At 57.4% G+C, this 17,221-nt stretch carries 12 protein-coding genes; 6 read left to right on the top strand and 6 right to left on the bottom strand.

Annotated features, from left to right (window positions below):
* Positions 1-65 precede the first annotated feature (65 nt).
* Positions 66-2,330, top strand: coding sequence for an amylo-alpha-1,6-glucosidase (locus HPC62_RS18345; protein ID WP_172357972.1), 2,265 nt, complete (start codon positions 66-68; stop codon positions 2,328-2,330).
* Between the two features lie 3 nt (positions 2,331-2,333).
* Here HPC62_RS18345 and HPC62_RS18340 read toward each other — a convergent pair whose 3' ends face one another.
* Both HPC62_RS18340 and HPC62_RS18335 read right to left on the bottom strand, forming a co-directional pair.
* Entirely contained in the window at positions 2,334-3,113 is a 780-nt protein-coding gene (locus tag HPC62_RS18340; RefSeq protein ID WP_172357971.1) for an RDD family protein, read from the bottom strand.
* Positions 3,114-3,119: 6 nt separating this feature from the next.
* Entirely contained in the window at positions 3,120-4,157 is a 1,038-nt protein-coding gene (locus HPC62_RS18335; protein WP_172357970.1) for a DUF975 domain-containing protein, read from the bottom strand.
* A gap of 167 nt (positions 4,158-4,324) precedes the next feature.
* Between HPC62_RS18335 and HPC62_RS18330 the strand changes: the two genes are divergently transcribed.
* Entirely contained in the window at positions 4,325-5,278 is a 954-nt protein-coding gene (locus HPC62_RS18330; protein WP_172357969.1) for a stage II sporulation protein M, read from the top strand.
* A 74-nt stretch (positions 5,279-5,352) separates the two neighbouring features.
* On the opposite strand, the gene HPC62_RS18325 is transcribed toward HPC62_RS18330, so the two are convergent.
* Positions 5,353-5,712: a hypothetical protein gene (locus HPC62_RS18325; protein ID WP_172357968.1), complete on the bottom strand. Its 360-nt coding sequence runs from the start codon at positions 5,710-5,712 to the stop codon at positions 5,353-5,355.
* Positions 5,713-5,991: 279 nt separating this feature from the next.
* Here HPC62_RS18325 and HPC62_RS18320 point away from each other — a divergent pair, with 279 nt between their 5' ends.
* Positions 5,992-6,579 (top strand): DUF4332 domain-containing protein, encoded by a 588-nt coding sequence (locus HPC62_RS18320; RefSeq protein WP_228721652.1) that lies wholly within the window; start codon positions 5,992-5,994, stop codon positions 6,577-6,579.
* Between the two features lie 92 nt (positions 6,580-6,671).
* Here the strand turns inward: HPC62_RS18320 and HPC62_RS18315 are convergent, their stop codons facing one another.
* Entirely contained in the window at positions 6,672-7,106 is a 435-nt protein-coding gene (locus HPC62_RS18315; RefSeq protein ID WP_316786785.1) for a GNAT family N-acetyltransferase, read from the bottom strand.
* A gap of 489 nt (positions 7,107-7,595) precedes the next feature.
* On the opposite strand from HPC62_RS18315, the gene HPC62_RS18310 reads away from it, so the two are divergent.
* Complete coding sequence (locus tag HPC62_RS18310) at positions 7,596-8,321, top strand: ACT domain-containing protein (RefSeq protein ID WP_068513509.1); 726 nt, start codon at positions 7,596-7,598, stop codon at positions 8,319-8,321.
* A gap of 107 nt (positions 8,322-8,428) precedes the next feature.
* On the opposite strand, the gene HPC62_RS18305 is transcribed toward HPC62_RS18310, so the two are convergent.
* The gene (locus tag HPC62_RS18305; protein ID WP_172357967.1) at positions 8,429-9,421 is read right to left on the bottom strand and encodes a pentapeptide repeat-containing protein; all 993 of its coding nucleotides are present in this window, start codon (positions 9,419-9,421) and stop codon (positions 8,429-8,431) included.
* Positions 9,422-9,496: 75 nt separating this feature from the next.
* Positions 9,497-10,777 carry a hypothetical protein gene (locus HPC62_RS18300; protein WP_172357965.1) on the bottom strand — a complete coding sequence of 427 codons (1,281 nt, stop codon included), beginning with the start codon at positions 10,775-10,777 and terminating at the stop codon, positions 9,497-9,499.
* A gap of 1,026 nt (positions 10,778-11,803) precedes the next feature.
* Between HPC62_RS18300 and HPC62_RS18295 the strand changes: the two genes are divergently transcribed.
* Together HPC62_RS18295 and HPC62_RS18290 are read left to right on the top strand one after the other, a co-directional pair.
* Positions 11,804-14,497 carry a PAS domain-containing sensor histidine kinase gene (locus tag HPC62_RS18295; protein ID WP_172357963.1) on the top strand — a complete coding sequence of 898 codons (2,694 nt, stop codon included), beginning with the start codon at positions 11,804-11,806 and terminating at the stop codon, positions 14,495-14,497.
* Between the two features lie 229 nt (positions 14,498-14,726).
* Positions 14,727-17,159: a lytic transglycosylase domain-containing protein gene (locus HPC62_RS18290; protein ID WP_205369449.1), complete on the top strand. Its 2,433-nt coding sequence runs from the start codon at positions 14,727-14,729 to the stop codon at positions 17,157-17,159.
* Positions 17,160-17,221 lie beyond the last annotated feature (62 nt).

Here is a 17,221-nt window from a genome sequence, read left to right as displayed (position 1 = left end):
TTGTCTTTCAGACCTGTTTCCTAACCTTGATCCATCGCTCTTAAACCCTGATTTCTCCAGAGACTATGCCCGACCTGATTGAACTTGATGGACGTACCTTTGTGCCCGCGAATCAAGCACCTGTGGCGGAGTGGGCCTGTGTGACGAGCGATCGCCCCCAGCCGACACTCACACTCAAAGACGATGACCTGTTTCTGATTATCGATACGCTGGGCAACATTTCGGGACGGCTGGACGATAGCACCGTCGCCAGCCTGGGCCTATTTTGCCGAGATACACGGTTTCTCAGCCGTCTGGAACTGCAAATCGAGGGGCGATCGCCCGTATTGCTGAGCAGCAATGCCACCAAGGGATTCGCCTTTTCTGCCCTCTGTACCAACCCGCTGATCGACGACAACCTGCCCGCCGACACTCTCGGCATTGAGCGTGAAATCGTGCTGAATGGCGGTCTGTTTGAAGAATTGACGCTGACTAACTACAGCACGAAGCCTGTGCGCTTTGAAATGAGCCTCAGCTTTGATGCCGATTTTCTGGATTTGTTTGAAATTCGCGGCTTTCAGCGGGGCGATCGCGGGCAACTGCTGCGCCGGGTGATGCCGCCGACCGGGTTTGGCGATGCCGACAGCAACGGCCAGCCCCGCTTTACCCATAGCTCCGTCCCTGACCCGACGGAACTAACGCTAGCCTATCAGGGGCGCGACGGCGTGTTGACGGAATCGCACATCCAGTTTTTGCACCAGCGCCCCAGTTTCCTTAAGGGCTACACCGCCCTCTGGTATGTAGACCTAGCCTCTCACCAGACCGTGAAAGTGGGCTATCGGCTAGAAATGCGGATGAATGGGCGCTTGGTGTCTACGGTCAGCCCGCCGACGACGCTGATGCAGGCAAAGGCCGCCGAGCAACTGGAGGAAACCGAATGGCACGCCGCCACAACGCGCATCCGCACCGACAACAAAGACATCAACCAGATTTTAGAACGGGCGGAGCAAGACATCTACCTGCTGCGGCAGACCTTCGAGCAGGGCAAGGCGCTGTCGGCGGGTGTGCCCTGGTTTTCTACGCTGTTTGGGCGTGATTCCATCATTGCGGCGATGCAAACGCTGATCCTTGACCCGGCGATCGCCCGCGAAACCCTGACCGTCTTGGCGCATTATCAGGGCAAAGCCGACGATGGCTGGCGCGACGAAGCCCCCGGCAAAATTCTCCACGAGCTGCGCTTTGGGGAACTGGCCCGTTGCCAGGAGATTCCCCACACACCCTACTACGGCACAGTAGACGCAACCCCGCTATGGCTGCTGCTCTATGCCGACTATTATGCCTGGACGCACGACCGCGACACGCTGGATCGTCTCTGGCCTAATGCCCTGGCCGCAATGGAGTGGATTGACCAGTCCTGTCGCGAAACGGGCTATCTCAGCTACAATCGGCGATCGCGCAAAGGCCTACCCAACCAAGGCTGGAAAGATTCCGACACCTGCATCGTCGATCGGCATGGTCAAATGGCGCAGGGGGCGATCGCCCTGTGCGAAGTGCAGGCCTATGTTTATGCCGCAAAGCTCCGCCTCAGCGACATTGCTCGGCTCTACAAACGGTTTGACCTGGCGGATCGCTGGCAGGCCGAAGCGCAGGATCTCAAAACCCGGTTCAACCGTGACTTTTGGGTAGACGACCTGGATTTTTGTGCGCTGGCGCTGGATGGGGATGGCAAGCCCGTGGACAGCATTACGTCTAATCCTGGTCACTGCCTGGGGCTGGGGATCTTTGACCTAGAAAAAGCCCGTAGCGTGGCGGAACGGCTGCAAGCGCCCGACCTGTTTAACGGCTGGGGCATCCGCACCCTGAGCAGCCTGTCGCCCGCCTACAACCCAATGGGCTATCATGTTGGCTCGGTCTGGCCCCACGACAACGGACTGATTGCCCTGGGACTGCGATCGCTCGGATTTACCGATGCCGCACTAGAAATTGCCCAAGGACTGCTAGACATGACGCTGCAACAGCCCTACTGTCGCCCGCCGGAACTGTTCTGTGGCTACGAGCGCACCCCCGGCACAGCCCCGGTGCAATATCCCGTCGCCTGTTCACCTCAGGCCTGGGCCACGGGCACGGTGTTTCATCTGATGCAACTGATGATCAACCCCGTGCCCAATGCCCCCGCCAACCACCTGCGAATTCTCGACCCGGTGCTGCCCGACTCGATCCGCCACCTGTCGCTGCAAAACCTGCGCGTGGGCAGCACCCTACTCGACCTGGAGTTTGAGCGCGTCGGCAATGCAACGGGATGCTGCGTCGTGAAAAAACGCGGGAATTTGCGCGTGGTGATCGAGGCGTAGGGTCTATGCCTGAACGACCGCCAAGTACACCGCTTCCAGAAACTCATCCGAGGTCAACCCGTCGGGGATGGCTTCTAGCTGAATGCGCGATCGCACTTGGCAGGCAAGCGTCAGGCTGAGGTCATGGCGGGCTTTGCGGGTCAGGTCCTTGCGGCGGTCGAGGTATTCACGAATGACTGCGAGGTCGTCGGGGTGTAGGTTCCGCAGGTTGGCCAGCGTGGGTAAATGGGCAACAAGCTGCTGAGTGCGGTCGGAAAGGGCCAGGCTGGGCTTAGCGCGACGACCCGTTTCCTGCACCACGATGGTTCCAGCGACCCAATCTCCGATACGCTTTTCTCGTTTGCCAAACAGGATGAACAGCGCCCCGATGAAGAAAAAGTCGTCGATGGGGCGCAAGAGCGATCGCAGCGCCGCTTGCGTCAATCCAATGGGGCGGCCGTCGTCGCGGATGACGCGAATTTTGGCGAAGCGCTTGCCCGGCGTTTGTCCCTGGCGATAGACCTCAAAGCCGATGAAATAGCCCGCATAGATGGCAAACGTACCCAGGATAAACACCGCCAGCAGCCAAGGCGGCACCGCGCTAAAGTCGCCCTCCCGCTGGAGCAAATAGCTCATCAACTGAGTTGACAAAAAAATCCAGAGGATTGAGAAACCCAACAGCGACAGCGCCACAACGTGATAATCAATCAGCAGCGCCAGCGCCCGATTGCCGATGCCCGCCAGAGAAAACTCTAGCTCCACGCTTTCGGGCGTATGCAGATTGATCCGGTTAAAAAAGCGCATAGAGCCTCATCGAGGGGGAGCAGAATCCCGAATATCGGCAGAGCCAAAGTCCCCATCGTCGAGTTCAGGATTGCTCAGTTGCAGCCCCAGACCCTCTCGGCGACGGCGCAAATCGTAGTAAATGGTGGCTTTGATCGACTGCCAGAGCGGTAGGGTAAAAATGCCCAGCAGTAGGCTAATCAGGAAGCTGCTGCCAAACGTGAGCAGGCCATAGAGGGGAGAATTTTCGGGATAGATGCGGACGATCGCCTCTTGGGCAATGCCTAGCAGAATCTGAATCACAAATTGCAGCGGGATTGTGGCGATCCATGTCACCAGCAAAATCAGGAAAATTCGCCCGACGTTTTTATGGGTCAATTCCCAACTGCGCCCTAGCGACTGGGTTGCCTTCAGTCCTGGCTCCACTGCCAGCGGCAGATCGGGCACCGAGAATCGGATGCTAAACCAGGTCAGCATCCAAATCAGCAGTCCGACGATTCCCAAAAAGACCAGAAACGCTAGGAGGATCAGGCCTGGGTTCACTAGCGCTGCCGACTGGGGATTTAGCAAAAAGTCTGTGCCGCCGACAAACACAAGCATAACGACGACCACTACGGCTGCCACGATGTAAAACAGTAGCGATACTGAGGCTCCCAGCAAAAACAGCAGCACATAGACCCACAAAAACTGCCACTGGCGGGCGCGGGTATAGCGACAGGCCGCTTCGATGCTCTCTGGCTGTTGGGTCAGATCGCCAAAGCCCAGACGGGCGATCGCCGCCGATAGCGAGTAGGATCGGGCTGAGCAAAACACCATCAGCACCACCCACGCCGGAATCACCAGCCCTAGCGTGGTGAAGTAGCGCTGCGTCGTGGCATAAAACAGACCCAGGGCGATCGCCAACATAATGGGCAGCAAAACCCATAGCGTAGATCGGGTGGCCAGCCACAAATAGGGCTTGAGCTTGGCTCCATACAGCCGAAAGCCAACGTTTACCGCATTGCCGACAGTGAGTGGCTGAGTCAGGTCAGGAGAGTTTGGGCCGGAGCTAGGGCTGAGGGTCATAAAAATCGAACGAGGCTGGCAAGCAGCCCACCAGAGCGCAAAGGACTGATGCTATCGTAGTCTACGCATCGGCAGAGTTTCACCCTTTTGCAATCTCCTGAAATCTGATCTGCGTCCTCCAACAGACGTTTTGCCCGCTCCGGCTCCCTCCCCTCGCTGACCCCAACATGGACATTTGCCGCTGGACTGCCCGCCGAGAATCAAGCTGGAACGACCTCGACCGTCTGCTGCAACAGGCGGAACGGCGCGGGCTAAAGTCGCTGACGGCGGCGGAAATTCATCAGCTTGCCAGCCTTTATCGAGCCGTGTCGGGCGATCTGGCCCGCGCCCAGCAGATCAGCCCGCGCCTGACCCAAGAGCTACAATCGCTGACCACACGCGGCTATGCCCAGGTTTATCAAGGGCTGCGGCGGCAGGAGTGGGAGGCGGTGCGCCAGTTTTACCAATCGGGGTTTCCGGCGGTGGTGCAGCAGTGCGTGGGGTACATCGCGCTGGCAACGGCCTTGTTTGTGCTGGCGGGCCTGGTCGCCTGGTGGTATTCCTGGCGCGATCCGAGCTTTATCGAACTGATGGTGCCCAGCTCCATTATTCGCCAGGTGCGCGATCGCCAGGAGCTTTGGATGGGGTCGATCGTCGGCGTGGAACCTTACGCCGCCAGCAACATCATGGTGAACAATCTGAAGGTCTCCTTTGCAGCGGCGGCGGGCGGCATCACGGCAGGATTGGCGACGGTCTACATTCTGCTGCTGAATGGGATCAATATCGGGGCGATCGCCGCGCTGGTGGGGCAAAACAATCTCGCCTTCCCCTTTTGGGCCTTTGTCTTTCCCCACGGAGCGCTAGAACTGCCCGCCATTTTTCTGGCAGGGGGCGCAGGGCTGCTGCTGGCTCGTGCCCTCCTCTTTCCGGGGCCGCTGCGCCGCGTCGATGCGCTCAAGCGCTACGGCACCCAGGCCGCCCAGTTGATGTACGGCGTGGTTCCGCTGCTGGTCATCGCGGGCATTATCGAAGGCTTCTTTTCTCCCAACCCCGCTGTGCCCGACCTGCTCAAGTATGTCGCTGGCATGGGGCTATTTGCCGCACTGGTTGGGTATTGCAGCCGCAAGGGCAGGCGAGCGTGATGGGGCGCGGAAGCCAGCGCTCCTAATCCTTCCAGCCTCCCACTCATGCCAGCCTGCCGCCGCGTTCCCCTCTCCTACCACGCCGCCTCGTCCAGCAGCATCTCCAGCGCCTGTTCCACGTTGCTCCAGGCATCGTCGAGCGAGTCCGACAGGTCTGGATTGAGCGATCGCAGATCATCCGCCAGTCCCAGCAGTTCTTCGCCAATTTGCGTCAAGCGACCTTCGGCGATCGCCCGGGCCTGCTGCTGGCGTTTCAGACTGCGGACGCGGCGGGCTGATTCAGGCTTCTGCGGCTGCGGAATGTACAGGCTGTCCGATAGCTCCTCCGACTCAGCAGCAATCCCTGCGGCAGACGACGGAGGTGGGGAAGACTGAGGGGCGATCGCCCCGCCAATCTCATTGGGAGGAATGCTGCTTCGATGGGTCGGTTTCATAGAGTGTGATTGTTTAAGCCAAGAGCAAATCAGTCAAAAGCAAACGGTACAAGCGCCAACCGTGAACCAGTCCAGCAGTTAGCTAATCCAGTCAGCCGCCAGACAAGAGACACGCGAGAAAAGCAAGCCTTATGGCGACAAAAAGTATTATTAGATACAGTTTAACCCGCCTAGAGTGCCCCCAGATGCTCCAGAAAACCGCCATTTGTAGCCAATTCCTAACAATTCTTAGGAATTTTGCAACAATCCAGACTGCCGAAGGAATTCCCCTGGCTGTCTATGCCTTGCGTCCATGCCATGATGGATTTGGAGCAGCCTAACTGGAGCAGCCTAACCATCGTGTTGCCAGCCATCGTGTTGCCGCTCGTCGCCTGCCCCAGCCTCAAGCCATCCCACCGCCCCAGAACGCTTAAAATGCCGCCCAAATCTCGCGAAACCCTGCCCCAGCCCATTCGCTCCTGCAACTGGGCGATCGCCCAACTCCCCGGCCTCAGCGCCGAAAACCTGGACTTGCTCCATCGGGCAGGCTTCAAAACCACCCTAGAGTTCTGGCAGCGCACCCAAACCCCCGCCCAGCGGCACAACTTGGCAGCGCACCTCCAGCTTCATCCCAAATACGTCAACAAATGGGCCGCCCTATGCGACCTGGCCCGCATTCCCGCTGTTGGCTGTACCTACTGCGGGCTGCTGCTCCACACGGGAATCATTTCCGTTCAGCAGCTAGCAGACACCCCGCTCCCCAAGCTTCACCGCCAGCTCATGCGATTGCAAATTGCCACAATGCAGCGCCAAGATCTCTGCCCGCCACTGGGCGACGTATCGCTCTGGGTAGAGCAGGCGCGTCAGCTTGGCCCAACCCGCCGCTAGAGTTGCGCCCGCTTCTTAAAGCCATTCAAAGCCCTTCCTACAGCGCCAACAGCGCTAATCTTCCCGTATCTCCTCTCAAGACTTATCGAGACTTAATCGGGATACCAGAACATTCCCTTAATCCCCTCCGGATCAGACATAAAGCCCAGATGCCGATAAAACTCCACGACATGCGGATCAGCGAACAGGGTGATATTGCTAATGTCTTCGCTGCGGAGCTTCTTGATCACCTGCTTCATCAGCGCCTTACCCAGCCCCTTACCCTGAAAATCAGGATGCACCACCACATCCCAGATCGTGGCATTAAAGGCATGGTCGGACGTAGCGCGAGAAAAGCCAATCAGCCTTCGCTGAGCGCCTCGCTGCTCCCACATCGACACCACCAAAAAGCTGTGCTGAATCGCCTTTTTGACCTTGCGGAGCGGTCGCCGCGACCAGCCCACCGCATCGCACAACTCCTCTAACTCGTAGAGGTCAATCTCACGATCGGTGCTAAAAAAAATCCGAGACCCGCTGGTGGTCGTCATTACAGGTGCCACCTGTCCCTCAGGTTGGGCCGGTCTGGACGCAGCGGCAGCATCAGAAGCAGTGAATAAGCTTTTCCAGAAGCCCATGCGAGTGCGTAGCCTAGACAAAGATTGGGACAGCAGTATTAGCATAGTATAGCGTTCCTCTCTTGTTCCCAAAAAGGCTGCTGCATTTCAACCACAAATTTCAACCCCACGTTTCGACCACAAATTTCGACCCCACGTTTCGACCCCACGTTTCGACCCCACGTTTCGACCACAAATTTCGATGTCCCCGGTCGCAAATTCACCGAATGTAGGGGTGCAATTTGTGAGAGATTGACCTACAGTTAGGGTTTTCTAAGATAGAAGCGCATTACTGCGTCGCCTACTGGCGAAATTGCGATCATCCTGACCCTCAGACAGCTGAATGCCCCGTCAGCAGTTCTGCCGAGCCTCAGGAATCGACTCAAAATCCATCATGTGGGCACACAAGGGCTTTCCCCAAATATGGCTCCGGGCTTAAAACCAACGACGCTGGAACTTTTGAAACGCTTTAACCGGGCGTTTCCACAGTTTTATGAGCAATTTGTCAGCAGCGAGATTCAGCTTCAAAACCTGCGCCTGGCCTATCAGCTCTACAAAAGTCGCCAGGCGGTTATTGAAATCAAGCCAGAGGGCAATAAGAGCGCCTTGCACTTTGCCTACCGCAACCAGTCGTTTTTGCTCAGTGACATTTTCGGTGTGCTGGCAGCCTACGGGCTGACGATTCACGGTCTGAGTCTCTACGGTCAGATCTATCCGCCGATGCTGGTGTTTATCAAGCTGGTGGTGGCGCGGAGCGGCAAGGCGCTGAGCGAAAAGACGGCAGAGAATGTCTGTCGTGCCATTCGAGAGGCGCTGGGCGGCCGCTTTGAAGTAGAAGAGATGCTGGCGGTCGAGTTTAACCTGGATGCTGGTCTGGAACAGGTGGAAACCGAGTTTTATGTGGACCCAGTGTTTCACCTGCCTGCGCTGCTGATTGAAGCAGACAACCAGCCGGGGCTGTTCTATAAGGTGATGTACGCGATTTGGCAGGAAGACCTGCTGGTGGTTAACGCAAACCTACTGGTGTGGCGCGGACGGACGCGGCTCATCCTGTATCTGCTGGGGCCCAATGAGAACCTGATTCCAGAGTATCTGGGGCAGAAAATTGCGGACGGCGTGCGACAGCGGCTTTTGGGACGAAGGTTCTAGAGTGGATTTTGGATTGGGGATTGGGGATTTTGGGTTGCCACTCTTGCAGTCTTGTACGGATTCCTGAACGTGTAATGCTCCAGGAGTCACGTCTGGGAAAGCCTGGATTACGAACCGTCTGATCCATCCGGCAGGGTTGCGCCTTTGAGAATTGCACCCGCCAGATCGGTGCTGCTGAGTTCTGCCCGCACCAGGTTTGCATTGCTGAGATTGGCATTGACTAGGCTGGCTCTGGCCAGGTAGGCATCGGTGAGTTGGGCATACTGCAAGTCTGCCCCCTGGAGGTTGGCGCGGCTGAGGTCAGCACGGCTGAGTTGGGCAAAGGCGAGAATTGTATCCTGTAGCTCGGCGCGGGTCATTTGGGCATCGGGCAGGATGGCGCTTCGCAAGACCGCATTCTGGAGGTCGGCTTCGGTGAGGATGGCACGTTCTAGCTTGGCATGGGTCAGGTTGGCAGAGCGCAGGTAGGCCTGGGACAGATCCGCTTCGGTGAGGAAGGCTCCGCGCAGGTTCGCGCCGCTGAGGTCGGCCCTGCTGAGGGTGGCGCTGCGGAGGGTGGCTTCGCTGAGGTCGGCTTCGCGCAGGTCTACCCGTGCCAGGTCTGCACCCGTCAGGTTTGCGCCGCGTAGGTCGGCTTTGCGGAGTGTTGCGCCGCGGAGGTTGGCGGTGTAGCGACGGTTTTCTTCGCGCAGGTTAGCCCCACGCAGGCAAGCGCCCGTTAGATTTGCGCCACTCAGGTCGGTATTCCGCAAATCTGCATCGCTAAGGTTGGCATCGAGCAAATCTGCTAAGGTCAGGGCTGCGCTGCGGAGGTCGGCCCCGGTCAGGATTGCGCCGTGCAGGTCAGCATCATTGAGGCTGGCCCCGGTGAGCGTGGCTTGACTGAGGTTGATGCCACTGAGAGTTGCGTGATCGAGCGTGGCCTTGCTGAGGTTTGCCCGATTGAGATAGGCAAGGGCAAGATTGGCGTGGCGCAAATCAGCGCGGCTGAGGTCGATGCCAATCAGATCTGCATGGCTTAGATAGGCTCCGGCTAGGTTTTCGCCGCTGAAGTGGGTTTCGCGTTGAGCGTAGCGCTGGAGCAGTTCTTGCGGCGTCATGGAGAGAACAGGAATGGGGATTGAAATTTGGGAGTTAGACCTTCATGATGGGCTAATTTGCGGAACGGGGCGTTTTTAGTTTGGTTCGGGATGGCTGACGATGCCAGTGGGATCATCGCCAGTTGGGGTAGAAGCGGGGGGAGCGCAGGAGTTGGGGCGATCGCCCGCTCCATTCTCCGGGAAGGCGGCTGGTAAATCGGTTTGGGTGCAATCTGAACTGGGATAAAACGGCTGAAACGCCCGCAGCAGGGCACTGGCAACGGGCTGGTAGGGGTTGGCACGGGACTCGGCAGGGCGATCGCCCGTGGATTCCAGATCGGCCAATAAATCAGCGGCTTTTCCCAACTCAGCACTAAGCACGTTGAACGAGGAATACTGCTGCCATACCTGCTTGAGCAGCGTGTCCAGATCGTAGCCTTTCAAGTGCGTCCAGGCTGGCAGACCCGGCGGCAGGGGTTCGTATAGCACCGTGTATAGCAGCAGCTTTGCCCGTAGTGGGTTGCTGAATTTCATTAGCGTTAGCCGCAAATCAACCCACAAGGCCGGGTCGTCTAGTTTAAGCAGCGATTCACAAGAAGCCGATGTAGCGGAGCAGGCTCTAGATTGCGGAAATGGGAAATCTGTGGCAAGAGCTTCTGTAGGCTCTCTAGCAGGAGATGCTTCAACAGTAGAGCGGATAGAGGGCGGCGCAACCGAGTTGTGAATGCGCGTTTCGTCGGCAAGCGAGGAGGGAGGGACTGCCAGATTGGCCTGGGTAACCTCTAGTATGTCCCCATAGAGCGGCGTAAAGGCGTGGATAATCGTCTGGGCGACGCGAGTGTATTCGGCTTGGCGATTGAGCGTGCGGACGATGCTGGAGAGGATGGCATCGAGGGTTTGAGGCGTGGCGGTCAACCGATGGAGCCGCTGCACCAATTCAACTAGGGAATGCTGGCTCAGCACCTGGGGGTCATTTTCCCAGGTCTGGGTGCAGGCGGCGAAGAGCAGCTTTTTGATGCGGGAACTGTTGGTATTTTGCTGAAACTGGGCAGCAACCTGCTGATAGTCTTGGGGACTGGCGGCGATCGCCAAAGACTCGTTTGCCGGATAGAGCGGCTCTAGATAGCTCAGCGCAGCATTGGCTACCAGGGTATACTCTGTCACTTTGCTGAGCGTGTTGACGAGAGCCGTCAGGTGCGCTTCCAGAATTTGGCGCGTGGGATACTGGGCCCGCAGGTCTTGCACCAGCGGATACAGGTCTACCTGCTGGATTTTGATTGGATCTCGCTCCCAAGTTTGCTGGCTGGCGTAAATCAGCAACTTCTTGATGCGAAGCAGATTGGGATCTTGCGAGAGGTTTTGTACTACCTCGTCCAAGGGCGATCGCACCGTTTATCATCCTCATGCGCGGCTTATTTCTTATTAAATAACGACTTTGCAAAACTGTCACAGTCAACCTGCACAGTAAGCCAGGCAATGCCCAAATTTCAATTTCACATAGCGCTAGCCACGGCATTTTCTTGCGATGTGAGACATTTGCTCACTAGGAAAGGCGATAGCTCTTGACCCATCTCGTACCTCACTAGTTTCAAACTGGTCAGGACTTACGCACTTGCGATAGGCTCTTTGGGTTTTGGACGATTTCTCGCGGGCGCAGCCCGCGAGAAATCGTCCAACTGCGTAAGTCCTACTGGTTTCAAAAACGCTGTAGGTTGCCTACGCCAGTGTAGGTTGCCTACACCAGCCCCAACTGCCCGGCCAAGCTAATCACGCCAAACCGACCTAGCACCGAGGCTTGCTGCTGCTCAACCATATCCACCGCAATACCAATTAAAGCGGGAGGGTCAGGTCACACAGCTTGTTCATCAGCGAATGACTTTGCGAAATTTCCACATCCCTCGACCGGATATGGTTTGTGTAGTTTTGTTTACGAGAGCGATTGGGAACTCTATGAGAGAAGTTGCTCTACAGCACTCCCCTGCAAGGCGAGGCATATGCTAGCTATGCGACGGCTTTTGTCCCATCTATACCTCACTAGCTTCAAAAACGCTGTAGTCGCTCCGTAACATTCGCTCTGTATCAGATGAATATTCGCTCTGCATTAAACGACCATATTCGGATTCAATCAACGGTGAAAATCATAGCAGTGGGCTACACGTCGGTTTCATGTCTATCTGTAGCGTTCTTGACACTAGTGAGTTACTCCAACGGGTGCGCCATCTCTATCTTTAACTTATCAAAGCAGCCTTTTCAGGGCAGTGCGACTTCATCCCACCCAACAACGCTGTAGCGTTCACCGAGTCAGCTTATTAAACCATCATCAAACCTATGTCTCCAGACGAGGCTCTTTCTTCCCAATTGCTGTCTGATCCATCGTTCGCTAAACCATCATCTCAATCCTCGTTGTCTGAACGACCCTCCACGGGCGATCGCCCCGTTGGCACGGCTGGCTCGATCGACCCGCTCACTGTGGCGGCAGCCTCGGGCAGCGCCCAGGGATTTTTGAGCGCGGTGCTGGAGGGCATCACCGACCCCATTTTTGTCAAAGACGATCAGTATCGCTACTTATACTTCAACGACGCTTTTTGCCAGCTCACGGGGCTGACGCGAGAGCAGATTCTGGGCAAATCCGATCAAGACCTATTCTTGCCCCATGAGGCAGCGGAGTTCCAAGCGGCGGATCGTCTGGTGCTGCAAAGCGGAGAAGCCCAAGTCCATGAAGAGTCGATGACCGATGCCTCCGGCGTGACCCGAATCGTGCTGGTCAAGAAAACGCGAATTCAAGACGCACTGGGCAATTGCTATCTGGTTTGCACGATTCAAGACATGACTGCGCTGAAGTGGCGGGAGGCAGAGCTAGAGGTGGCGATCGCCCGCTTTGATCTGGCCAATCAGGCCACCAACGAGGGGCTTTGGGAAATTGGGCTGATCAACGGCGACTTGAACCATCCCGATAATCCCGTCTGGTGGTCGCCCAAGTTTCGCGAACTGTTGGGCTTTCAGACAGTGGATGAGTTTCCTAACCGAGTAGATGCTTGGCGCGATCGCATCCATCCCGACGATGTCGAGTGGGTCACCGCCGCCCTACTAGCCCACATCCAAGACCCCACAGGGCAAACCCCCTACGACGTGGAATACCGCATGTTTACCCGCACGGGCGAATGCCGCTGGTATCGCGATATTGGCGTTACCATCCACGACGAAAACGGTATCCCGCTCAAAGCCGTCGGCACATTTCGCGATGTCACCGATCGCAGGCAGGCCGAGGAAGAACTGCGCCGCCAAAAACACCTGTTCAAATCCGTACTGGACAACATTCCTCATCGCATCTGGCTAAAGGATTGTCAGGGACAACATGTGGTGGTAAACCAATCTTTTGCCGAGTCGGTAGGGACTGCTCCGGCAGCCCTGATTGGCAAAACCGATTTTGATCTCTGGCCGACCGACAAGGCGCAAATGTTCCAGGATGAAGACCAGGCCGTGATGAACACGGGTCAGATCTTCTCGCTAGAAGAGCAGCTTCCCATGCCAGACGGCACCATACGCTGGTTTAGCACAACCAAAACGCCGATGTATGACGAGGCAGGGCAGGTTATCGGCACGACGGGCATCTCGATGGAGGTGAGCGATCGCCGCCACGCCGAAGAAGCCCTGCGCCAGGCCAAGGAAGAGTTGGAGTTTCGCGTGGAGGAGCGCACCGCCGAACTCCAGGAAACCGTCGATGAACTGCAAAAGGCTGTCTCTATCCGCGAACGGGCTGAGCATTCCCTGCTGAAAACGCTGAAGGAACTCCAGTTCCGCCAGTTCGCAATGGATCAGGCTGCCATTCTTGCAGTGACCGATCCCCACGGCATAATCACCTATGTCAATGATAAGTTTTGCGAGCTTTCAGGCTATAGCGAGGCAGAACTAATTGGCAAAACCCACCGGATTGTTAACTCTGGCTATCATCCACCGGAGTTTTTCCGGGACATGTGGGCGACGATTCGCAGCGGCAAGGTGTGGCGCGGCGAGGTGAAAAATCGCGCCAAAGCAGGTCATTTTTACTGGGTATCTACCACCATCGTGCCCGCGCTCGACCAGGATGGGCGCGTGCAAAAGTATCTGGCTATTCGCTTTGACATCAGCGATCGCAAATTTGCCGAAGAAGCCCTCCAGCAGTCGGAAGCCCAACTGCGCCAACAAACTGACGAATTGCAAAACACACTTTGGGAACTCCAGCGCACCCAATCGCAACTGATTCAAAGCGAAAAAATGTCATCACTGGGGCAACTGGTGGCAGGCGTGGCTCACGAAATCAACAACCCGGTGAACTTCATCTACGGCAATCTCAACTATGCAAACGAATACACCGAAGACCTGCTGCAAGTGGTACGCCTCTATCAACAGCACTATCCTGACCCTGTGCCTGCCATTCAAGACTTGCTGGGCAACACCGACCTGGACTTCTTGCTAGAAGATATGCCCAAGCTGCTAAAGTCTATGCGGGTTGGGGCAGAGCGCATTCAGAAAATCGTCATGTCGCTCCGCAACTTCTCGCGCATGGATGAGGCGGAATTCAAAGCCGTCGATTTGCATGAGGGCATCGACAACACGCTGATGATTTTGCAGAATCGGCTTAAGGGAAAGCCGGGCCAGCCCGCCATCGAGGTGGTGCGGGAATATGACTCGCTGCCCAAGGTGGAGTGCTACGCTAGCTCGCTGAATCAGGTGTTTATGAACATCCTCAGCAACGCCATCGACGCGCTTGACGAGGCGCTGGAAAAAGGAGACTGGGGCAATTCGCAAAGCAATCCCGGCAGGAATGGCTCCGATTCCCCCCGCATCACCATCCGCACGGAATACATCGTGCCCGATCGCGTTGCTATCTACTTGATCGACAACGGCCCTGGCATCCCCGAATCGGTTCAGAAGCGCCTGTTCGACCCCCTCTTTACCACCAAGCCCGTCGGCAAAGGCACGGGACTTGGCATGTCCATCAGCTACCAGATCGTCACGGAACGACATGGGGGCATTCTGGAGTGCATTTCCGAACCGGGCCAGGGGGCGATGTTTCGGATTGAAATTCCGATTCGGCAGGGAGGAGGGGGAGATTGAGGGGGAAGGGGGAAGGGGGAAAAGAACGAAGAGGGAAGAGGGAAGAGGGAAGAGGGAAGAACGAAGAACGAAGAACGAAGAGGGAAGAGGTAATAGATTGGTGGGCACAGTGTCCTTTGAGCGTCATCAGTAGAAATCCTGAATTTTGAGAAAAGCGGGCCGGATTCTGGGATTTTGAGCTATAAGTTTCGTGAAAAGATTGCGCTCTCAGCATCTCCAGGGTTTTGTTATGCGATCGGCCTCCTCTCGCTCTGCTGGTAAACGTCCGCCCGCCCGCTCCGGAAAGTCGCTCGTTCCCAAACCGCCTCAGCCGTCTCACCCATCGCCGGGTCGTCGTCCTGCCCCCCGCCCAGTGGCAAGTTCCCCTCCAAAGCGGTTACCATCGCTCAAGACTCCGCTAAACAAGACGGTGCGGAGACAACTCCCTGCCCACTCCCCTAGAGCGATTCTCCGCAAGATGAAACGGAAGCGAACTGCAAATGCCCTATGGCTATCCATCGGCACGGGATTGACTGTGCTGCTGCTAGGTGCCGCCGCGACGCGACTTTGGCCCCAGGCATCCTCCAATTCAGCCCAGAACCCGACTGGAGAAGAAACGCTGGCGATTCCCGAAACGCCGCAATCGGCCGTGTTTTCCCTAGCGACGCAGCCCCCCCAGCAGCGAGCCGCCCAACTGCAACTGCTGGCCCAGGGCAAACGATCCGACGATCAAAAGCGGGCGCGATTTCTGCTGGCCAGCGACCTGATTCAGCAGGGACAGGCCGCCGCAGCGGTTCCCTTTTTGGAAAAGCTGGATAAGGATTACTCGACGCTTGCGGCCTATGCGCTGAAGCGACGGGCCCAGGCCCATGCTGCCACAGGGGAAACCGAACAGGAAACGGAAGCCTGGAAAGAACTCGCAAATCGCTTTGCAAAGAAGCCCGCCTCGGTGGAAGCGCTGTATGAGCTGGGCAAAGCAGACCCCAGCTATTGGCAAACGGCGATCGCCCGCTTTCCGGCACATCCGCGATCGCTCGAAATTGCCCAAACGCTGCTCAAGCAAGACCCCAAGCAGCCCGAACTGCTGCTACAAATTGCCCGCTATGGGCACTATCTGCCAGAAGTGGGCGCATATCTCGACCGTCTGACCAAAGACTACGCCGACACGCTAGAGCCAGAAGACTGGGAGGCGATCGCCTTTCTGAACTGGGAAAAGCAGCGCTATGGCGAAGCGGGCAAGGCCTATGCCAAAGCCCCCCGCACGCCGCTCAACGCCTACCGAGAAGGACGGGGCGCACAGCTTGCGGGCCGCCGCGACACCGCAGTCACCGCCTACAACAAAGTCGTTGCCGAGTTTCCCGACTCGCCCGAAGCCCCCACCTCGCTGCTGCGCATGGCCCAGTTGGGGCGCGATCGCGCAGCAAAGCTCACCTATCTCGACCAAGTGATCAGCCAGTATCCCGACCGGGCAGGCGACGCGCTGCTAGAGAAATACAAACTGGTCAAGCCCGACGCGGCCCAGGCAACGCTGACGGCCCAGGTTGCCCAAATGCTCCTAGAAAGCCACAGCAAGACCGATGCCGCCGCCGAACTGCGCTGGATGCTGGCCGAAGAGAAGGCCGCCCAAGGTGATATCCAGGGCGCGTGGACTCTGGCGCGACAGGTGGCCCAGGAAAATCCCGACAGCCCCCTCGCCGCCGAGGCCGCCTTCTGGGTGGGCAAGTGGGCGCAACGGCTAGGACAGGCCCAAGAAGCCTCCCAGGCCTACGAATATGTCCTCAGCCGCTATCCAGAGTCTTACTACGCCTGGCGATCGGCGACGATGCTGGGCTGGGACGTGGGCGACTTTACCACCGTGCGACAAAAGCTGCCGCCTATCGCACTGCCCGCCATGCACCCGATGCCGCTGGCTGGCTCCGACACGCTGAAGGAACTCTATCAACTGGGCCAGTATCAGGATGCGTGGGCGCTGTGGCAGACGGAATTTACCAATCGCCAGTCGCCAACGGTGGAGGAGCAATTTACCGACGGGCTGATCCGGCTGGGCGTGGGCGACAACCTGGAGGGCATTTTTCAGATCTCTAGCCTAGTGCGCCGCACCGAGCCTACAGAACAGGCACAGGTGCAAGCACTCCGACAGCAGGGTGACTATTGGCGATCGCTCTTTCCGCTTCAGTTTGCCGAGCCGATTCAGCAGTGGTCACAAACCATGCGGCTAAATCCGCTCTTGGTGACGGCGCTGATCCGCCAAGAGTCGCGCTTTGAGCGCAAGATCGTGTCCTCCGCCGGAGCCAAGGGGCTGATGCAGCTGATGCCAGGAACCGCAAGCTGGGTGGCCAGCAAGCTGAACCAGCCGCAGTATGACCTGGAAAACCCCGACGACAATATCAAACTGGGCACCTGGTATCTCAACTACACCCATGAAACCTACAGCGACAACTCGCTGTTTGCCGTAGCCAGCTACAACGCCGGCCCAGGGGCGATCGCCCAGTGGATCGAGCGCTTTGGCTACAGCGATCCCGATCTGTTTGTTGAGCAAATTCCCTACCCCGAAACCAAGGGCTACGTTGAAGCCGTCTTCTCCAACTACTGGAACTATCTACGGCTGTATAACCCCGACGTATCCGCCAAGCTGGCCCAGCTTTCCGCCAGCCACCGCGCCATTGCCGAGTCGCTGCCCTAAGCCCCCATTTCTAAGCCCCATTTCTAAGCCCCACTTTCAGCGAACCGCCCCCTCACTCTAAA

It is taken from the genome of Thermoleptolyngbya sichuanensis A183, assembly GCF_013177315.1.
GTDB classification, from domain to species: domain Bacteria; phylum Cyanobacteriota; class Cyanobacteriia; order Elainellales; family Elainellaceae; genus Thermoleptolyngbya; species Thermoleptolyngbya sichuanensis.
Note: the sequence above shows the minus strand (reverse complement) of the source record. Positions and strands in the feature narration are given on the sequence as shown.